21 protein-coding genes and 2 pseudogenes are annotated in these 16,719 nt (G+C 59.9%); 19 read left to right on the top strand and 4 right to left on the bottom strand.

Annotated features, from left to right (window positions below):
* Window positions 1-13 precede the first annotated feature (13 nt).
* The 15 genes from K5R88_RS00955 to K5R88_RS01025 all read left to right on the top strand — a co-directional run bounded on the left by K5R88_RS00955 (window position 14) and on the right by K5R88_RS01025 (window position 12,310).
* Window positions 14-226 carry a hypothetical protein gene (locus K5R88_RS00955; protein ID WP_226298978.1) on the top strand — a complete coding sequence of 71 codons (213 nt, stop codon included), beginning with the start codon at window positions 14-16 and terminating at the stop codon, window positions 224-226.
* Between the two features lie 5 nt (window positions 227-231).
* A complete protein-coding gene (locus K5R88_RS00960; RefSeq protein WP_226298979.1) occupies window positions 232-558 on the top strand; it encodes a GPW/gp25 family protein in 327 nt (108 codons plus the stop codon).
* Window positions 555-1,442, top strand: coding sequence for a baseplate assembly protein (locus K5R88_RS00965; RefSeq protein ID WP_226298980.1), 888 nt, complete (start codon window positions 555-557; stop codon window positions 1,440-1,442). Before K5R88_RS00960 ends, K5R88_RS00965 begins: the two co-directional genes overlap by 4 nt.
* Window positions 1,439-2,047 (top strand): phage tail protein I, encoded by a 609-nt coding sequence (locus tag K5R88_RS00970; RefSeq protein WP_226298981.1) that lies wholly within the window; start codon window positions 1,439-1,441, stop codon window positions 2,045-2,047. Before K5R88_RS00965 ends, K5R88_RS00970 begins: the two co-directional genes overlap by 4 nt.
* A complete protein-coding gene (locus K5R88_RS00975) occupies window positions 2,040-3,842 on the top strand; it encodes a phage tail protein (protein WP_226298982.1) in 1,803 nt (600 codons plus the stop codon). The genes K5R88_RS00970 and K5R88_RS00975 overlap by 8 nt, the downstream gene beginning before the upstream one ends.
* Window positions 3,839-4,258, top strand: coding sequence for a phage tail assembly chaperone (locus K5R88_RS00980; protein ID WP_226298983.1), 420 nt, complete (start codon window positions 3,839-3,841; stop codon window positions 4,256-4,258). The genes K5R88_RS00975 and K5R88_RS00980 overlap by 4 nt, the downstream gene beginning before the upstream one ends.
* A 104-nt stretch (window positions 4,259-4,362) precedes the next feature.
* Window positions 4,363-5,529, top strand: coding sequence for a phage tail sheath subtilisin-like domain-containing protein (locus tag K5R88_RS00985; protein WP_226298984.1), 1,167 nt, complete (start codon window positions 4,363-4,365; stop codon window positions 5,527-5,529).
* 12 nt (window positions 5,530-5,541) lie between these two features.
* Window positions 5,542-6,045: a phage major tail tube protein gene (locus K5R88_RS00990; protein WP_226298985.1), complete on the top strand. Its 504-nt coding sequence runs from the start codon at window positions 5,542-5,544 to the stop codon at window positions 6,043-6,045.
* Between the two features lie 12 nt (window positions 6,046-6,057).
* Window positions 6,058-6,369: a phage tail assembly protein gene (locus K5R88_RS00995; RefSeq protein WP_226298986.1), complete on the top strand. Its 312-nt coding sequence runs from the start codon at window positions 6,058-6,060 to the stop codon at window positions 6,367-6,369.
* Between the two features lie 148 nt (window positions 6,370-6,517).
* The gene (locus tag K5R88_RS01000; RefSeq protein WP_226298987.1) at window positions 6,518-8,992 is read left to right on the top strand and encodes a phage tail tape measure protein; all 2,475 of its coding nucleotides are present in this window, start codon (window positions 6,518-6,520) and stop codon (window positions 8,990-8,992) included.
* A gap of 12 nt (window positions 8,993-9,004) precedes the next feature.
* Window positions 9,005-9,850, top strand: coding sequence for a phage tail protein (locus K5R88_RS01005; protein WP_226298988.1), 846 nt, complete (start codon window positions 9,005-9,007; stop codon window positions 9,848-9,850).
* Entirely contained in the window at window positions 9,825-10,031 is a 207-nt protein-coding gene (locus K5R88_RS01010; protein ID WP_226298989.1) for a tail protein X, read from the top strand. The genes K5R88_RS01005 and K5R88_RS01010 overlap by 26 nt, the downstream gene beginning before the upstream one ends.
* 94 nt (window positions 10,032-10,125) lie before the next feature.
* Window positions 10,126-11,172, top strand: a complete 1,047-nt coding sequence (locus K5R88_RS01015; RefSeq protein ID WP_226298990.1) for a phage late control D family protein — start codon at window positions 10,126-10,128, stop codon at window positions 11,170-11,172.
* Between the two features lie 56 nt (window positions 11,173-11,228).
* Complete coding sequence (locus K5R88_RS01020; protein WP_226298991.1) at window positions 11,229-11,792, top strand: glycoside hydrolase family 19 protein; 564 nt, start codon at window positions 11,229-11,231, stop codon at window positions 11,790-11,792.
* The gene (locus K5R88_RS01025) at window positions 11,774-12,310 is read left to right on the top strand and encodes a lysis system i-spanin subunit Rz (RefSeq protein ID WP_226298992.1); all 537 of its coding nucleotides are present in this window, start codon (window positions 11,774-11,776) and stop codon (window positions 12,308-12,310) included. The genes K5R88_RS01020 and K5R88_RS01025 overlap by 19 nt, the downstream gene beginning before the upstream one ends.
* 27 nt (window positions 12,311-12,337) lie before the next feature.
* Here the strand turns inward: K5R88_RS01025 and K5R88_RS01030 are convergent, their stop codons facing one another.
* Window positions 12,338-13,402 carry a hypothetical protein gene (locus K5R88_RS01030; RefSeq protein ID WP_226298993.1) on the bottom strand — a complete coding sequence of 355 codons (1,065 nt, stop codon included), beginning with the start codon at window positions 13,400-13,402 and terminating at the stop codon, window positions 12,338-12,340.
* Between the two features lie 267 nt (window positions 13,403-13,669).
* On the bottom strand, window positions 13,670-13,918 hold the full coding sequence (locus K5R88_RS01035) for a hypothetical protein (protein ID WP_226298994.1): 249 nt from the start codon (window positions 13,916-13,918) through the stop codon (window positions 13,670-13,672).
* Window positions 13,919-14,296: 378 nt separating this feature from the next.
* On the opposite strand from K5R88_RS01035, the gene K5R88_RS01040 reads away from it, so the two are divergent.
* Window positions 14,297-14,683: a DUF2513 domain-containing protein gene (locus K5R88_RS01040; RefSeq protein WP_226298995.1), complete on the top strand. Its 387-nt coding sequence runs from the start codon at window positions 14,297-14,299 to the stop codon at window positions 14,681-14,683.
* Window positions 14,684-14,971: 288 nt separating this feature from the next.
* Here K5R88_RS01040 and K5R88_RS01045 read toward each other — a convergent pair.
* Together K5R88_RS01045 and K5R88_RS01050 are read right to left on the bottom strand one after the other, a co-directional pair.
* A pseudogene (locus K5R88_RS01045) lies at window positions 14,972-15,058 on the bottom strand (integrase); the annotation flags it as partial.
* Entirely contained in the window at window positions 15,049-15,216 is a 168-nt protein-coding gene (locus tag K5R88_RS01050; protein ID WP_226300309.1) for a hypothetical protein, read from the bottom strand. The gene K5R88_RS01050 and the pseudogene K5R88_RS01045, both read right to left, overlap by 10 nt.
* Before the next feature lie 260 nt (window positions 15,217-15,476).
* Between K5R88_RS01050 and K5R88_RS01055 the strand changes: the two genes are divergently transcribed.
* The 3 genes and pseudogenes from K5R88_RS01055 to K5R88_RS01065 all read left to right on the top strand — a co-directional run.
* Entirely contained in the window at window positions 15,477-15,680 is a 204-nt protein-coding gene (locus K5R88_RS01055; RefSeq protein WP_223452328.1) for a hypothetical protein, read from the top strand.
* A 63-nt stretch (window positions 15,681-15,743) separates the two neighbouring features.
* Complete coding sequence (locus K5R88_RS01060; protein ID WP_223452330.1) at window positions 15,744-15,905, top strand: hypothetical protein; 162 nt, start codon at window positions 15,744-15,746, stop codon at window positions 15,903-15,905.
* 2 nt (window positions 15,906-15,907) lie between these two features.
* Window positions 15,908-16,432 (top strand): annotated as a pseudogene (locus K5R88_RS01065) (IS5 family transposase); the annotation flags it as partial.
* Between the last annotated feature and the right edge of the window lie 287 nt (window positions 16,433-16,719).

Consider the following 16,719-nt stretch of genomic DNA (forward strand, 5'->3'; position numbering starts at 1 on the left):
GCCTGGAGAAAACATGGCCAAGACCACCGAAAAGCCTGCCGTCGAACAGTCGGCGGCGGATCTGCTGCTGACTTTCCGTGACACGGTTTACACCTCGCGCACTCTGATCATCCCGGGCACGGGCCGCACGCTGGCGGTGGCCAAGGGTGTGGTCGCGGTGTCCGTGTCCGACGAACAGGCCGTGAGCTACCTCAAGGCCAACGAAGAATTCGCACTTCCGGAGTGAGTTAGATGATCGGAATGGATCGCCACACCGGGCAACCCATTTCCGGCTTCGGGCACCTGAAGCAGTCCATGGGCGACGTGCTGGGCACGCGGCTCGGCAGTCGTCGGCACCGGCCGGAATACGGCAGCAAGCTCCATGAGTTTGTCGACTTGCCGGTTAACGCCGGCTGGAAAAGCTCGGTGCAGGCCGAGGCGGCCCGCGCCCTGGGCCGCTGGGAGCCGCGGCTGAAGCTGGAAAGCGTGCGGGTGGTGGCGGTGCTGGGCGGGAAAATCGATCTGCGCATTGCCGGCGAATACCTCGGCGACCGCTTTATGGTGGAGGTGAGTGTATGAGTGGCTTGGATCTGTCGGCGCTGCCGGCGCCGGAAGTGCTGGAACCCCTGGACTTCGAAGACACTTACGAGGAAGGGCTGGCGGTGTTTCGCGGTTCCATGGGTGAAAACTGGACCGCCACACTGGAGAGCGACCCGGTCACCAAGGTGCTCGAGGTCGGGGCCTACATCAAGCTCGGCAACCGCGCCCGGGTGAACGACGCGGCCAAGGCGCTGCTGCTGGCGCACGCCATTGGCAGCGACTTGGACCAGATCGGCGCGAACTACAACCTGAAACGCCTGGTGATTCAGGCCGAGGATCGGCTGGCCGTGCCGCCGGTGCCGGAAATCAAGGAAAAGGACGATCCGTTTCGCGAGCGCATCCAGTTGGCCTTTGAGGGGCTGACCACCGCGGGGCCGCGTAACAGCTACATCTTTCACGCGCGCAACGCCTCGGGTCTGGTTATGGACGCCACGGCGGAAAGCCCGGAGCCGTGCCACGTTACCGTAACGGTGCTGAGTTCGGAGGGCGAGGGGGTGGCCAGTCCCGAGTTGTTGGCGACTGTCGCCGCGGGGCTCAATGATGAAGACGTGCGCCCGCTCGGTGACCGTGTGACCGTACAGAGCGCGGAGATTATTCACTACAGCATCGACGCCATCCTGCACATGAACAGCGCCGGGCCTGAGGTCGACGCCAGTCTGGCGGAAGCCACCAAGCGCTTGGCCGCCTGGATCAACCCGCGCAAGCGCTTGGGCGTGGAGGTGGCGCGTTCGGCGGTCGACGCTCAGGTTCACGTGGCCGGTGTTTCCCGGGTTGAGTTGATCGGATGGGTGGACCTGGCCCCGACCAAGGCTCAGGCGGCGTATTGCACCGGCTACACCGTGGTGCCGGCGGTGCCGGGATGAAAAGCCTGCTGCCGAGCAATAGCACGCCCCTGGAGCGCGCCCTGGAGGCGGCTTTTTACGAGCGCACGATTATTCCGCTGCGCACCCTCTACAACCCGCAGACCTGTCCGGTGCATTTGCTGCCACATCTGGCGTGGGCGTGGTCGGTCGATCGCTGGGACTACCGATGGTCAGAGGCGGCCAAGCGCCGGGCCATTGCCGCGTCGTATTACATCCATGCGCATAAGGGCACGATCGGCGCGTTGCGTCGTGTGGTCGAGCCCCTGGGCTACCTGATCGAAATCGTCGAGTGGTTCAACACGGTGCCTAAAGGTGTGCCGGGCACCTTTGCGCTCAAGGTCGGTGTGCTGGACACCGGAATCACCGAGGAAATGTATCAGGAGCTGGAACGCCTGATCGACGACGCCAAGCCCGTGACCCGGCATATGACGGGCCTGGCGATCAGCCTCGAAACCCAAGGCGATTTGAACATTGCCGTGGCCCTTTCCGAGGGCGACGAAATCGACGTTTACCCGCCGGTGATGCGTGACATCGAGGTCACAGGCCGCTTTGCCGTGGTCGGCCGCGAACACTCCATAGACACCCTGGACGTTTATTATGATTGATGCGAATTCGCAGTTTTTTGCGATCCTCACGAACGTGGGGATGGCCAAGCAGGCGAACGCCGATGCACTCGGCATTCCCTGGAAGATCACCGACATGGGCGTGGGAGATGCCAACGGCACCGACCCGATTCCCAATGCCGCACAGACCACGCTGATCCATGAATGGCGCCGCCGGCCGCTGAATCAGCTCAAGATCGATCCGAACAACCCGGCAGTGATTATCGCCGAGCAAATCATTCCGGCCGATGAAGGCGGCAAGTGGATTCGCGAGATAGGCCTGTACGACGCGGACGGCGATCTGGTGGCGGTGGCCAACTGCGCGCCGAGCTTCAAGCCGGTCCTGTCGCAAGGTTCGGGGCGCACGCAAATCGTGCGCATGAACTTCATCGTCACCAGTGCCGGCAACATCACGCTGAAGATCGATCCGGCGATTGTGCTGGCCTCGCGGGCCTACGTGGATGCGGCGATTCTGGAGGTGCTGCCGAAGAACAAGACGCCCGGCGAGTGGACGCGGGTCAAGACCAACAATCTCGGCATCGTGGTGTCAGGCGACAACCCGGACACGTTGGCCGGAATGGGCATCAAGGACACCTACACCAAACCGCAAGTCGAGGCGATGATTGCCCAGGCCTCGGCGTTGCCGGTGGGGACCGTGGTGGCTTTTCCCAAGGCGACCGTGCCGCCGGGTTTCCTTGAGCTTGATGGCAGCGTGCAGAGCATCGCGACGTACCCGGATCTGTTTGCTTATCTTGGTACCGCGTTCAATACAGGCGGGGAGGGAGCTGGCAATTTCCGTCTGCCTGAGTCACGCGGCGAGTTCCTGCGCGGCTGGGATCATGGCCGCGGGGTGGATATAGGGCGTGTGGTAGGCAGTACCCAAAAAGGTAGCCTTGTCGCTTTGGACACTGGGACCACAGGTCTCCAAGTGATGCACTTTACTGGATCACCATCAGTTGCGGGTGGGCAGCAAGCTGTGGGCCTAGATGCTTATGCAAATGCTGACTATCAAAATTTAGATATCGCAGGAACAACCGCACAGGGGACATCTGCCCTACCTGGCCTTGCTTCAGAAGTGTCTAGCGGTGTTGTGCGCCCGCGTAACTTGGCGGTGATGTGGTGCATCAAGGCCTGGAACGCTCCGGTTAATCAGGGCGTGATTGATGTTGCAGCGTTGGTCGTAGAAATGCAGAACCAGAAGCCGATGGTTCCAGGCATGCAAATTTTTTCAGCCCCGGGCATCTCAAACTTCATTGTTCCTCAAGGCACTAAGGCCGATTCGATTTTTGAGGTCGAAGTGTGGGGCGGTGGCGGCGGCGGTGCTGGTGGATCTGGCGGCGCTAACGGCGGCGGTGGCGGTGGTGGCGGTGGGTACTCTTTCAAGCGGCTCACCGGCTTGGTTGCGGGCTCAACCATCAAAGTGACCGTAGGGGCTGGCGGCACTGCCGGAGCTTGGGGCGCTGGCGGCGGGGCTGGCGGGGCAAGTTCATGTGACGCTTATTGCAGCGCGACAGGTGGCGGCCTTGGTCAGCTGGCAAGTGGTTCGTCGCCAGGGGTTAGTGGCGGCGTGGGTGTCGGTGGGGAACTGAACCTAGGCGGTGATCCAGGCAAGCCGTGCGAGGCCGTCGTCGGGGGGTGTGGCGGTATGGCTCCGCGTGGCGGTGGCGGTGGGCTTGGTGGCTATTCTGCGGCGGGCGGTGCGGGACTCGCCCCGGGTGGTGGCGGTGGTGGTGGTGATGGCCCGAGTTTTGTTGGTGGTCCCGGTGCCCCTGGTATGGTGGTGATCAAATGGAGATGAGTGTGAGGAGTTTCGCGCGTATTGAGGGTGGCCGGGTGGCTGAGCGTTTCGACGCAGAGGAGCTGCCGCCGTTTCATCCATCCCTGATCTGGATCGAGTGCGCTCCGGGCGTCTGTGTCGGTTGGCTGGAGGTCGATGGTGCCTTGGTTCCGCTGCCCGCCCCAGTAGCCAGCCCGGAAGAACTGGCGGCGTCCAGTCGCACATGGCGCGACGGCGTAATTGAAGACACTAAATGGTTGCGTGAGCGTCATCGCGACGAAATCGATTTGGAGGTTGGCACTACGTTAACCGCCGATCAATTCCGCGAACTGCTGGTGTACCTGCAGACGCTGCGGGATTGGCCGCAGTCGCCAGACTTTCCCGACATCCTGCACCGGCCAGTTGCGCCGGACTGGATCGCCGAGCAAGCCCCATAAACGCCCCGCACTGACGGGGCGTTTTCTTTTCCGTTACGCGTAACACGAACATCCCTGACAGCCTCGCTCACGCGGGGCTTTTTTGTTTCTGGAGATTGAGCCCTATGAGTTTCTATCACGGCGTCACCACCTCGCTGATCGACACCGGCGCGCGGACCATTTCGCTGCCGTCGTCGTCGATCATCGGTCTGTGCGACACCTTTACCCCGGGCGTGCTCGGCGGCGGCACGGCGTTGGCCGGCGAGCTGAAGTTGATCACCACCGAGCGCGAGGCCATTGCCGCGTTCGGCCCGGATTCGGCGATCACCAAAGCCGCTCAGGCCATCTATGTGCGGGCCAAGGCGGTGATCGTGGCGATCGGCGTGCCCAAGCTGGAGGACGCCGCGCTGCAAACGTCCGCCATCATCGGCGGGGTGCTGGCCTCGGGGCAGCGTACCGGCCTGCAAGCGCTGCTGGATGGCAAGAGCAAGCACAACGCCCAGCCCAAGCTGCTGATCGCGCCGAAGCATTCCGCCACGCAATCGGTAGCCACCGCCATGGATGCGCTGGCCGGCAAGTTGCGCGCGATCGCCATCCTCGACGGCCCGAACACCACCGATGAGGCGGCCATGGCCTACGCCCTGGAGTTCGGCAGCAAGCGCCTGTACATGGTCGATCCCGGCGTGCAGTACTGGGACACGATCGCCAGTGCGACGATCGACGCGCCGGGCTCGGCCTGGACCGCGGGGCTGTTTGCCTGGACCGATGCCAACTACGGCTATTGGGCGTCGCCGTCGAACAAGGAGTTTGTCGGCATCACCGGCACCACCCGGCCGATCGAGTACCTGGACGGCGACGAAACCTGTCGGGCCAACCTGCTGAACAACGCCAACATCGCCACGATCATTCGTGACGGCGGCTATCGCCTGTGGGGCAACCGCACGCTGTCCAGCGATCCGAAGTGGGCATTCGTCACCCGCGTGCGCACCTGCGACATCCTCATGGACGCCATTCAGGCGGGGCACAAGTGGGCGGTGGATCGCTCGATCACCAAGACCTACGTGCAGGACGTGACCGAAGGTCTTCAGGCGTTCATGCGCGATCAGAAGAACGCCGGCGCGATCATCAACTTTGAAGTCTACGCGGACAAGGAACGGAACACGGCCAGCCAGATCGAGCAGGGCAAGATTTTCTGGCGCATCCGTTTCACCGATGTGCCGCCGGCTGAAAACCCGAATTTCCTCATTGAAGTCACCAACGAATGGCTGACCGAAGTTCTTGAAACCGCCTAAGGGGGCCGCTCAATGATTCCTCAAGTTCTCACCAATTGCGCCGCGTTTGTCGACGGCGTGAGTTTCGCCGGCGATGTGCCGAGCCTGACCTTGCCGAAGCTGACGCAAAAGGTCACCGACTACCAAGGCGGCGGCATGTCCGCGCCGATCGAGCTGGCCACCGGCATGGACAAGCTCGAGGCGGCGTTTACCACCAACGGCATTCGCCGCGAGTCGCTGAAGTACTTCGGGTTGTCTGATCAGACCGCCTGCAACGTGGTGTTCCGGGCAGCCTACAAGGGGCTTAAAGGTGCCGTCACGCCGGTGGTGGTGACCATGCGCGGCGGGATCAAAGAGGTCGACATGGGCGACTGGAAACCGTCCGACCCGGCCGAGATCAAGCACGCGCTGAAGCTCGTGTACTACAAGCTCGAAATTGACGGTCGCGTCATGTACGAGATCGACCCCATCAACATGATTCAGGTGGTCGACGGTGTCGATCAACTGGCCGCTGAACGCTCGGCCCTGGGCCTCTAAGGAAGTATGCGCATGACTCAAATCAGTCTGAACAAGCCATTGCCGAAATGGCTGGAACTCACCGACGAAGGCGTGACCGTAACGCTGGCCTACAAGGCCAACATCAGCGGCGTGCTCGTTGACAAGGTGACGATGCGCGCGCCCAGCGTGCGGGACATGGAGGCCGCCAAGGCGGCCGGTGGCGGCGAAATGGACAAGATGGAAAAGAACCTGTTTTGCAGCTTGCTCATGGCCACCGAAACGGATCTGGCGGGCCTGAAAATCAAAGACTACAACCGTTTGCAGGCTGGCTATTTTCGTCTGGTTGAAGAAGACGACGTGTAACGCCATCACGCTCAAGGCGCTGGCCCGACGCTTGGCCAAAGAGACCAGTTTCTCGGCGGCCGAGATCAAGGCCATGCCGTTTTCTGAGATGGTGTGGTGGCTCACGGATTGAGCCGCCTTTGATTGACCCGACGTATAGGGCACGCACATGGCGAACAAACTCGCGCTCGGCCTGGTCATTGGCGGGGCCGTCAGCTCCACGGTGGGCTCCGCGTTCAAGGACGTCACCAGTCGCATCAAACGCCTGGAGGCCGAGGGCAAAAAAGCCCGGGTACTGGAAAAGACCATCGGCGACACCATGCGGTTGCGCGATGAGTGGCGCAAGGCGCACATGGCCGGTGACAAAGGCGCCTCGGCGTTGCAACGGCAGCTTGAAAACAATCTGAACAGCCTGAAGAAAGAAGGCGTGGAAGTCCGCAATCTGACCAAGGCCTATGGCGCCATGGGGCGGGTGGCGGCTGCGGCCGAATTCAAGGCCAAGGGTCACCAGCAACTCGACGAGGGCAAGCAAAAGCTCAAAAGCAGTATCGGGCAGGCCGTGGCCGCCACGGCGGCGATGGCTGTCCCGACCAAGGTCAGCGCGGACTATGGCGCGATCATTCGTGACATTGCGATCAAGTCGAACATTGCCAATAAGCCCGAAGAGGCCGACATGTCGAGGAAGATCATCGACACGTCACGCGACACCGGCATGGCGCGCAATCAGGTGGCCGAGGTGGTCAACGCCCTGGTGGGCGCCGGCATGGAGCTGGACAAGGCGCTGCAATACGCCCCGACCGCGGCCAAATTTGCCGTGGGCCAAGGGGCGGACGGTGGCGAAACGGCACGCATGATCAACGCCCTGGGGCAGAACGCCAAGATTTCCGACCCGGCGGTGATGCAAAAGGCGCTGGAGGCGATCGCTTACCAAGGGCAGGCGGGCAGTTTCGAGGCGGCCGACATGGCGCGCTGGTTTCCCGAGCTGCTGGCCGGCATGGGCAAGCTGGGCATTACCGGCATGGACTCGGTGACCCAGCTGGGCGCCATGCTACAGGTGCAGATGAAGACCGCAGGCGGCGCCGATGAGGCGGCCAACAACCTCAAGAACTGGATGGAAAAGATCGGTTCGGGGGATACGGTCGAGGCCTACAAAAAGGCCGGGATCGACTATCAGGGCTCGATGAACACCGGCCTGCAGAATGGCAAGTCCACGCTGGAATCCAGCTTTGAACTGGCCCAGAAATACATTGCGGCCACCGATCCGAAGAAGGCCGCGGCGATGGCCGAGGCCACGGCGAAGATCAGCAAGGAAGCGGACCCGGTAAAAGCCCAGGCCATGCTCGCGTCCCTGGAGCAAGCCTTGCGCACCGGTGATCTGTTCGCCGACATGCAGGTCAAGGGCGCGTTGACCGCGTTCATGCAAAACAAGGACATGTACGCCAAGTTAAAAGCGGATTCGGCCAGTGCCACCGGGATCTTGGACAAGAACCTGGAAGAGCGCCGGCAGTCGTCGGCGCAGAAGTGGTCGGAAATGGCCCAGACCATGGACGACGCCATGCGCGCGATCGGTGATGCGTTCCGGCCCGTCACCGACAGGGTGGCGGACGGCGTGCGCAATGTCGCCCAGGGGCTGGCCAAGCTCTCCGACGAATCGCCGCGACTGGTGACGGGGATTGGCGCGGCCGTGGCGGCGGTGATTGGCTTCGGTGCGGTGATGGCCAAAGTCAAGATGGCCAAGGGTCTGTTGAACATTGGTCGCGGTTCGCTGATGGGCAATCCGAACATCCCGCAAAAGGTGATCGTGACCAACATGGGCGGTCTGGGTGGCGGTGGTGGCGGGCTGGATGTCGACGACCTCGATGGCAATGGCAATGGCAATGGCAATGGCAATGGCAAGGACAAGGGTGGCAAGGGCGGGCGGGGCGGTGGTCGCGGTGGCAGTGTTGGTGCGGGAGTGAAGGGGCCGGCCTTGCTCGCGGTGGCCGATGCCGGCTTCAAGGCGTGGGACACCTACCAAAACGCCGAGACCCAGGACGAAAAAGCCGAAGGCTATGGTGAGGCGGCCGGTGGGTTGGCGGGCACGCTGGCCGGGGCGGCGGCGGGTGCAGTGATCGGCACGGCAGTGCCGGTGATCGGCAACATCGTCGGCGGCATCATCGGTGCTTATCTTGGCTACATGGGTGGCGATGCCTTGGGTGGTGTTGTCGGTAAGTCGATGTTTGGGACCGACGAATCGCTGAAGAGCGTGCCGGCCGCCGGGCCGTTGATGATGGCCAATGCCGGCAAGGACATCCCGCCGGTGATGGCCAACATTGGCCAGTCGTTTGCCAAGCCTTCGGGGCAAGGCACCGGCGCGCTGTTGATGGCGCCGCAGCCCGGGGACGCCGCGCGGGCCATGATGATGCCGAGCGCCAGTGATGACGCCGCCGCGGCGAAACTCACGCCACCGGCACCGGCCAAAAGCGAAGGGGTCAAGGTCGACACCAAGGTGGACATCCAGGCGCCGTTTACGCTGACGGTCCAGGGCGATGTGAAGGACGCCGCGACGCTCTATAGCCAGCTCAAGCCGTTGCTCGATCAGCACTATCGCGAGATGGCCAAGCAGGTCGACAGCAGCAAGCTGTACGACGCGCCACACGTTTAAACAGGAGGGCATATGGAAGCGTTGGGCCAATTACAGTCGGGGCTGAAATACCTCGCGTCGGCCGGGGAAACCGGTCGGCGCAGCCTGGACGGCATGCTGGGGCCAATGAATGGCGCGATCGGGGAAATCACCGGCGCCGCGTCCGAGCTGGAGGATCTGCCTTTTGTCGGGCCCGCGATGGGGGCCAAACTTCAGCGCGTCATGCGCGGGGTGCAGGCGGCGCAGGCCAAAGTCGGGCAAGTGGTGGCCACCTACAACAAGGCCAGTCGCGCGCTGTCGGGGATGGACGAGCGCCTGGGTACGCTGAAGGAGCAAGCGGGCAAGGCGGCGACGGCAATCAACAAGATTGCCGGCAAGGTCAGTCCGTCGCTGGCCAACGTGGTGCCCACGGGTGCGTTGGCCACCGATGGCACGCCGGCGCCGGAGGCGGTGAAGCCGTTCCCGCACCTGCTGATCCTTCAGCCGCTCGACCCCAAGGGGCAGCCGTATTACTTCAACCTCGACACCGCGGCCTTTGACTCGCTGCGGCGCTCGACCGAATTCCGCTGGGCCTCGCAAGAGCGCCTGTCGCGCCGGCCGGCGCAACAGGGGGTGGGCATGGGTGAAGAGAAAATCACCCTCAAGGGGCAGATTCTCCCGGGCTTCAAGGGCGGGCTGAAGCAGCTCGACACCTTGCGCACGATCGGCGGCCGGCTTCAGCCGCTGACGCTGACCACGGGTTATGGCGACGTGCTGGGCACCTGGTGCTTGAAGAGCGTCGACGAAGATCAAAGCGCACTGATGCAAGGCGGGATACCGCGTAAACAAGAGTTCACCCTGGAGTTCGTCCGCTATGGCGATGACATGCAGAACGTCTGACGGGGATCTGTTGGACACCATTTGCCATAACTTCTATGGCCACCTAAACGGCAGTGTCGAGGCGGTGCTCGATGCCAATCAGGGCTTGGCCGAGGAAGAGCAGCCGTTCCGCGGTGGCTTGATCATCGTCCTGCCGGATCTGCCGAGCCCGCTCGCCGAGGCGGTCACGCTGTGGGACTGACCCCGTCCGGAGTCGCCGCCGGCGCCTGATCGCGTTACGCGTAACGCCCTTTCCATAAACCCGCCCTGTGCGGGTTTTCTTTTGGACAAACGTCATGACTCCCATGTTTCGCGTCGTCGCCGATGGTGCCGACATCACCGGCCTGATCAACGATCGGCTGATCCAGCTCAGCACCACCGATAAGCCCGGGATGGATTCGGACGAGTTCGAGTTGCGCATTGATGACCGTGACGGGCTGGTGACCTTGCCCCGCCGCGGTGCCGGCATCGAGATTTACCTGGGGTATGCCGAGACGTCCCTGGCGCGCCTGGGCCGCTACGTGGTCGATGAGATTACCGTCTCGGGGCCACCGGACACGATTTCTATCAAGGGCAAAGCCAGCGACATGCGTGGCAGTGGCAAGACCATTCGCAGCGGGAGCTGGGAAAACGTGCCGTTGTCGAAAATCGTCGCCGATATCGCCGCGCGCGATGGCTGGCAGCCGGTGTGCCCGGTGACGACCAAAGTGGCCCGGGCGGACCAGCTCAGCGAATCCGATTTCAATTTCATCACGCGCCTGGCCAAGCAGTACGACTGCACGGCCAAGGTCGCCGATGGCAAGTTGTTGGTGATGCCGCGTCAGGGTGGACAGAGCGCAAGCGGCAAGGAATTCGGGGTGGTCACCCTTACCCGCCGCGACGTCAGTCGCTGGCAGTTTCGCCTGGGCGATCGCAACACGCACGGCAAGGTGGCGACCAAACACCAAGACAAGAAGGGCGGCAAGCTCGCGGTGGTGTCCCTGGACAACGACGACGCGCCGGACGGCCTGCCCTCGGTGCACACCGATCGGCACATTCACCCAAACAAGACCGCTGCCGAAGCCGCGGCCAAGGCGCGCTTAGCGGCGTTCAACCGTTCCAGCGCCGGCGTGCGCTTTGAAATGCCCGGGCGTACCGACCTGTTTGCCGAGCGGACGATTAATGCCCAGGGCTTCAAGGTCGGGCTCGATGGCGAGTACCTGGCCGATTCGGTGGAGCAGGTTTACACCCAAGCCGGCTGGTCGACCACGGTCGAGTGCAACGGCGGCAACAAGGGCAAAGCCAAAGCCAAGGGCAAGAAAAAGAAGGAGGTGAAGCCGGTCAAGGTCGTCAATCTCGGCTAATGCTTTTGCGTCCCCATTAACCCGCCGCGTGCGTTTTTTTTACGCCTGGAGTTTGTATGTCCATCACAGAGCAACAGCTACAACGCATCATGCCCAACGCCCGCCGCCAAGCGGGCGTTTTTGTTTCGGCACTCAACGCCGCTATGGCCCACCGGCAAATCAATACGCCGAAACGTCAGGCTGCGTTCCTGGCCCAGCTCGGCCACGAATCCGGTCAACTGCAGTACGTCCGCGAGTTAGGCGGCGATCAGTACCTGAGCAAGTACGACACCGGCAATCTGGCCGTGAAACTGGGCAACACCCCGGAAGCCGACGGCGATGGCCAGCGTTATCGCGGTCGTGGCCTGATCCAGATCACCGGCCGCAACAACTACCTGCGCTGCAGCCTGGCGCTGTTCGGTGACGAACGCTTATTGCGCACGCCCGAGCTGCTCGAATTGCCGCAATGGGCCGCCGAGTCGGCGGCGTGGTTCTGGTGGGTACGCGAGCTGAACGCCCTGGCGGATCGGGATGAGTTCGAGGCGATCACGCGCAAGATCAATGGCGGTCTCAATGGTCTGGCGGATCGGTTGCAACTGTGGGAGCGGGCGAGGGCAGTGCTATGCGTCTCTTCGACCTGATCCCAGCGCCGTATCGGCTGCTCGCAGCGGGCGTGTTGTGGGCAGTGTTGGCCTGTGGTTCTGCTGCGATCGCCTGGCAGGTCCAAGACTGGCGTTACGGCCAGCAGCTCGAACAACAAGCCCGCCTGCAGACGGAAACCCTCAACCAACTGGCCCTGGCCGCAGCTGCACAGCAACGTGCCGAGCAAGAAAAACGCGTGGCGCTCGAGCAACAACTTTCAGCCAGCGAACAAACCCATTACCGAGTCCTGAGCGATGCCCAACGTGATCAAGGTCGCCTGCGCGACCGTCTTGCCACTGCTGATTTGCGCCTGTCAGTCCTACTCGATGCCACCGAGTCAGCCAGTGGCTGCTCAGTGCCAGCCACCACCCCAGCCGGCGGCGTGGTTCATGGCCCCACAAGAGCCCAACTTGACCCAGCGCATGCTCAACGAATTGTCGCCATCACCGACACAGGCGATCAAGGATTGATCGCACTGAAGGCTTGCCAAGCGTATGCCAAGGCTGTGAGTCGCTGATCAATAGAGGTTCATTCCAATAAAACTCTAAAGCCCCTCATCACAGTTCGGACTACCACAGGCTTGACGGCATTTTTCCGCTACGGCGCTCATTTTGTCCACATCGTTGCAGGCGTAAACGGTGAACCAATTTTCTTTAGCTGCTGCGCACGCTTGAGACTTGTATGGCACGCTGACGGTTTGTACAGGGTCGGAGGGCGCACACTGGTATTTAACGTTGAGCACTTTCATGCCTCCGTCATTCGCCAATTTTACAACGATGTCGTCTAGTTTCTTGCTTCGTTCTGCACGAGCATTGGCAGTGCTCGTGTCCATCCCGGCCATGTTCTGTAACGAGGTGTTCGCATTGCTCTCCCTCACTGCGGCACTGCCTGACCCCGCATTTCGATTCACAGCGGAGTTTATGGTGGCGCCTGATATCGTTGAAACCGTGCTGTTATTGCTTGAGTAGATAGTAGTGGCAGTACCCGCGATAGCCGCAACTGTGCCTAGTGTTTCAACGTTAAAAATGCTGTTTTTCTTGGACTCGGCCTCTTCACGTTTTATATCTGCTTTCCATTTGTCTACAAACTTATTGTGATAGTCGTTAACGGTTGTTATGTGCTCACTAATTGCCTCGGGTGTGTTCAGGCCTTGGTATGATTTAGCTCCATTTTGTAATAGCTTATTTATGGTGTTTGCCCATATAGGGAACTTTGAGGGGGCGGAGCGTGCAGGGGTGTAGGGGCCAGGCTTTTCAATGGAATAGTTAGCGCCCATAATTGCGTAGTCAAGAGCTGTTTTGCCATCTGACTCTCTCCCTTTCCTACATGGTAAATTAAGGTCGGCCCCGTTATTTATAAGGTAATCTATTGAGCTAATAGCTACCGGGTTGGTGCTTCCAAGCATGGCGCACAAAGGTGTCATAGGATCGGTGCTACTTTCTAGAGGTAGATAATCATTTACACCAATCTGCTTGGTAACCAACAGTTGGTTCAATTCTTCAGGTCTTCCCATGACATAAGCTTCTAACGCTGGGGTTGAACAACCTTGAAGAGCCACGGTGCCCACCACGCAGCTCAAAGTCCTAAGTGCTAATACTATTCGCTGCATAAAAATCTCCCCGTAATCGAATAATGATTTGAGAGATTATAGGCTAGTGGTGGCACTTTAATAGTGCTGATAAATTTCTACATGAAAATCTCTGAGGTTGATCCGTTGTGTACTTTTGACGGCTCATCAGAGCTAATTGGAGGCAGCGGTTTCTGTGGTAAGAGGCGGTGGGTCAGGCGTACGCCAGAGAAGTTAATCGCTGATCGGCATACCCGCCTGCAACTCACGAATGATCGTTTCCTTATGGGATAGGACCAGAGTAAGGCTTTAGATCTCGCCCAATTGCACGGTGGTTTCGGCTTCGCGGTTCGCCAGCCATGCTCGGGCTCTCGTCAGATCCGCCGAAAGCTCGTCGTTCATTTTGACCAGGCCGGCGATGTTTTCCTTCGCTGCGCGCAGCTCCCGCTTCAGGGCTTGGATGTCTTCCTCGAGCACGCTTGCGTAATGCTGGACAGTCTCCAGCCGGGATGGCGAGCCCAGCCAGTCGCTGGTGTCTTCGATTTCGTGTGGGTCCACGGTGAGGCCTTATCTATACTGTTTGGATATACAGTAATCGAGGCGCGATGATTGGGCGAGGGTGTAGCGACGAGCAGTAGAATTTTGGAAGGGTGTTAGGTCGGCAGAACGCCGGAGAAGGGGTACTACTGTAGGAATATACAACGCTAAGTTATTGATTCTTATAGGGGGATGTGCGGGTTTTGACGGTATCAAAAACCACCCTATTTTCCTTTTATATCAATAGGTTACGGATGGCTCCCGGTCACCTTGACATGGTGGTGCCCCATGGCGGGTATTCACCGTTCGCGCATAACTGTACCGGCGCCGCAGTGAGCGTTGACCTTAGTCGTACATTCGGGCGTAGGATGCATAACCCAACAGGATGAGGAGCGCGCAATGAAAAGAGACATGGATCTTATTCGTCAAATTATATTGACGCTGGAGGAGTACCCATTGCGTCCAGGCGGAATCGTGTCGTTTGACGTTTTTAAGGGCGATTTTCCGGTTGAAAATTATAGCAACGATGAGATTTATTACCACGTGAGACAGATCAAGATGACCGGACTGATCGAAAATATCAGTGGTCCAATGTCTGGATTTGCATTCCGGGGACTTACTCCTGCTGGTCATGACTTCGCCGAATCCGTTCGCAGCGACGAGATCTGGGCTATGACCAAGGATGGGGCATTGAAGGCCGGCGGCTTTACGGTCGGACTCCTTGTCGATCTTGCCAAGGGGTTGGTGAAAAAGCAGATCGAGAAACATACCGGGATTGAGCTGTAGGCCCCGCCTCTTACTGAGATGATTGCAAGCTGGCGATGCTTGCGCTCTGCGCAAAACCACCGCTACAGGCCACGGATGTACGTTTGCATAAGCACAAAAAACCGGATGTTTTGCCAGTGCCAAATAGGCCTTTTATCCTTATAAAACAATTGCTTGGGTCGCTACAGTCCCCAGCATGGGGTGCTAGGGGTCGAGTGTTCGAATCACTCCGTCCCGACCATATTTATCAGTAACTTAGCCGAACTCTAGCCAGTTCGGCTTTTTTACGCCTAGGGACTTTTGCAGGGCTCATCCCGCTTTCCTCCTCAAGATGGTCAGTGCCGGTCCTCGCGAATCGGTGGCTGACACTTTGTTTGCCGCCTCGATCACTTGTCCAGTTCATGCCGGTCGACGGCGACGCCTTGTTTTCCAATGGGAAATTCACGGAAGTGCGGGCGTACTTCTGCGTCAAATACCGCACGACACATGCGCAGGTACGCCGGCGGCTGCTTCGCCCGGATGAAACGGGGGAGAAGTGATAGATCCGCAGCCATCACTCTCACCTCTCCCGATTGACGTGGCTGGCGGCCTCTGCGTCCAGTTTCAACTTGAAATGGCTATTACGAGTGGTGGTTCAATGGTGATAAATTTCGCGTCGTTAGCAAGATAGATGGACGAGAAGGGCGCTCCTAGTCCTGGGATCGGACGACTGCACAACTTTACTTGGCTACAGAGCAGCACTTGTTCCGGTGGACGGTGTATTCGCGCTAACCATTGAGAGACCGAGCAATGCCCGGCAGAGAAGGGTTACTGGATGCTGAAGAAAAAGCCGGAAAGTAAAGCAGCGGCGACCGCTGCAGAGATTGAAAGATCAATCCAAGCCCTGAGTAAAATGGCTGAACGCCTCTGGGGTGAGGGCCGAGAAGCTGAGGCGAAAGCCCTTCTCGATGCTTTGGATGCGTTAAACCGGGCGCTTGATCGGATCAGGATTGGAGAGAGTCGCAGGATTCTCCATTGAGGGTACAAATCAGCTGGCGGCCCAGTTGAGAGCTGGTGATCCGGCAAAAAAGGCAGATATCTGATGTGGCTACTTGAACTTTTATCCCTTCTCGGCGACCTCGGCAATATTCCGCATTACGAAAAACCTCGCAGGGTCTTCACTCGGGGATTTGTCGCATTCTGCGTGCTGGTGGCTGTTTTTGAGCTGATAGTGCTGAACCAGTTCTATGGCACGCGTGGCTGAATTCTTCTGGTGCTGGGAAAAAGGGGGGCTGAAGAACCGCAAGACCACGCGCTCGGACGCAGCCGGGGCGGCCTGACGACCAAGATTCACATGCTGCGCGATGCCAATGGCGTGCCTTTGCACTTCCTGCTTTCAGGCGGGCAGGCCAGCGATATCGCCTATGCTCAACCGGCGCTGAATGAGACTTACGTCCCAAGCCTGCCCGGCCGTCCCCGCAAACGCTGCCGTTGGTTGTTGGCCTACAAGGGCTATGGCGCCGAGGCTCTACGTTGTTACTGCGACCGCTACCGGATGCAACCGGTAATCCCGCTGCGCAGCATGAAGCGCAAGCCCAGCCGGGTTTGCCGAGACTGTTTGACCGCCCCAAGTACCGGCAGCGCAACATCATCGAGCATATGTTTGGCTGGTTGAAGGAGAACCACCGCATCGTTACGCGTTTCGACAAGCTCGCGAGAAGTTATGCGACGATGGTCTCACTGGCTTGTGCCACGCGGTGTTTGCGACATTGCTTTTCGTACAGAGCCTAGGGGGCGAGTGTTCGAATCACTCCGTCCCGACCATATAATTCAAAGGGGTCGCGAGATTTTATCTCGCGGCCCCTTTTTATTTGTTGTCGTTTTCACCCTCAAAAAACGGATGGCTCTGGGGGGGGGGGGCTCACACTCCAAAGCGCGATTCTCGGCTTTGACACTTTCTTGCGATCCATAGACTCCTTTTTCTTCCTTTCTTGGAACGCCGAGCATCCAGGGTGTGCTTCCTCTGGTGACCGAAAGGTTAGTTATCAGGGGCGCGCCCCTCCAGGCTTGGTGCTGAA

The sequence above is a fragment of the Pseudomonas sp. MM213 genome (assembly GCF_020423045.1).
GTDB classification, from domain to species: domain Bacteria; phylum Pseudomonadota; class Gammaproteobacteria; order Pseudomonadales; family Pseudomonadaceae; genus Aquipseudomonas; species Aquipseudomonas migulae.

What these genes read in the sequence shown, in the direction of transcription:
- K5R88_RS01060 (WP_223452330.1), top strand. Translation starts at nt 15,744, where the DNA reads ATGTGGCTACTTGAACTTTTATCCCTTCTCGGCGACCTCGGCAATATT.
- K5R88_RS01025 (WP_226298992.1), top strand. Translation starts at nt 11,774, where the DNA reads ATGCGTCTCTTCGACCTGATCCCAGCGCCGTATCGGCTGCTCGCAGCG.
- K5R88_RS00960 (WP_226298979.1), top strand. Translation starts at nt 232, where the DNA reads ATGATCGGAATGGATCGCCACACCGGGCAACCCATTTCCGGCTTCGGG.
- K5R88_RS01000 (WP_226298987.1), top strand. Translation starts at nt 6,518, where the DNA reads ATGGCGAACAAACTCGCGCTCGGCCTGGTCATTGGCGGGGCCGTCAGC.
- K5R88_RS00980 (WP_226298983.1), top strand. Translation starts at nt 3,839, where the DNA reads ATGAGTGTGAGGAGTTTCGCGCGTATTGAGGGTGGCCGGGTGGCTGAG.
- K5R88_RS01010 (WP_226298989.1), top strand. Translation starts at nt 9,825, where the DNA reads ATGGCGATGACATGCAGAACGTCTGACGGGGATCTGTTGGACACCATT.
- K5R88_RS00985 (WP_226298984.1), top strand. Translation starts at nt 4,363, where the DNA reads ATGAGTTTCTATCACGGCGTCACCACCTCGCTGATCGACACCGGCGCG.
- K5R88_RS01030 (WP_226298993.1), bottom strand. Translation starts at nt 13,402, where the DNA reads ATGCAGCGAATAGTATTAGCACTTAGGACTTTGAGCTGCGTGGTGGGC.
- K5R88_RS01015 (WP_226298990.1), top strand. Translation starts at nt 10,126, where the DNA reads ATGACTCCCATGTTTCGCGTCGTCGCCGATGGTGCCGACATCACCGGC.
- K5R88_RS01055 (WP_223452328.1), top strand. Translation starts at nt 15,477, where the DNA reads ATGCTGAAGAAAAAGCCGGAAAGTAAAGCAGCGGCGACCGCTGCAGAG.
- K5R88_RS01040 (WP_226298995.1), top strand. Translation starts at nt 14,297, where the DNA reads ATGAAAAGAGACATGGATCTTATTCGTCAAATTATATTGACGCTGGAG.
- K5R88_RS00955 (WP_226298978.1), top strand. Translation starts at nt 14, where the DNA reads ATGGCCAAGACCACCGAAAAGCCTGCCGTCGAACAGTCGGCGGCGGAT.
- K5R88_RS00970 (WP_226298981.1), top strand. Translation starts at nt 1,439, where the DNA reads ATGAAAAGCCTGCTGCCGAGCAATAGCACGCCCCTGGAGCGCGCCCTG.
- K5R88_RS01050 (WP_226300309.1), bottom strand. Translation starts at nt 15,216, where the DNA reads ATGGCTGCGGATCTATCACTTCTCCCCCGTTTCATCCGGGCGAAGCAG.
- K5R88_RS00995 (WP_226298986.1), top strand. Translation starts at nt 6,058, where the DNA reads ATGACTCAAATCAGTCTGAACAAGCCATTGCCGAAATGGCTGGAACTC.
- K5R88_RS00990 (WP_226298985.1), top strand. Translation starts at nt 5,542, where the DNA reads ATGATTCCTCAAGTTCTCACCAATTGCGCCGCGTTTGTCGACGGCGTG.
- K5R88_RS00965 (WP_226298980.1), top strand. Translation starts at nt 555, where the DNA reads ATGAGTGGCTTGGATCTGTCGGCGCTGCCGGCGCCGGAAGTGCTGGAA.
- K5R88_RS00975 (WP_226298982.1), top strand. Translation starts at nt 2,040, where the DNA reads ATGATTGATGCGAATTCGCAGTTTTTTGCGATCCTCACGAACGTGGGG.
- K5R88_RS01005 (WP_226298988.1), top strand. Translation starts at nt 9,005, where the DNA reads ATGGAAGCGTTGGGCCAATTACAGTCGGGGCTGAAATACCTCGCGTCG.
- K5R88_RS01020 (WP_226298991.1), top strand. Translation starts at nt 11,229, where the DNA reads ATGTCCATCACAGAGCAACAGCTACAACGCATCATGCCCAACGCCCGC.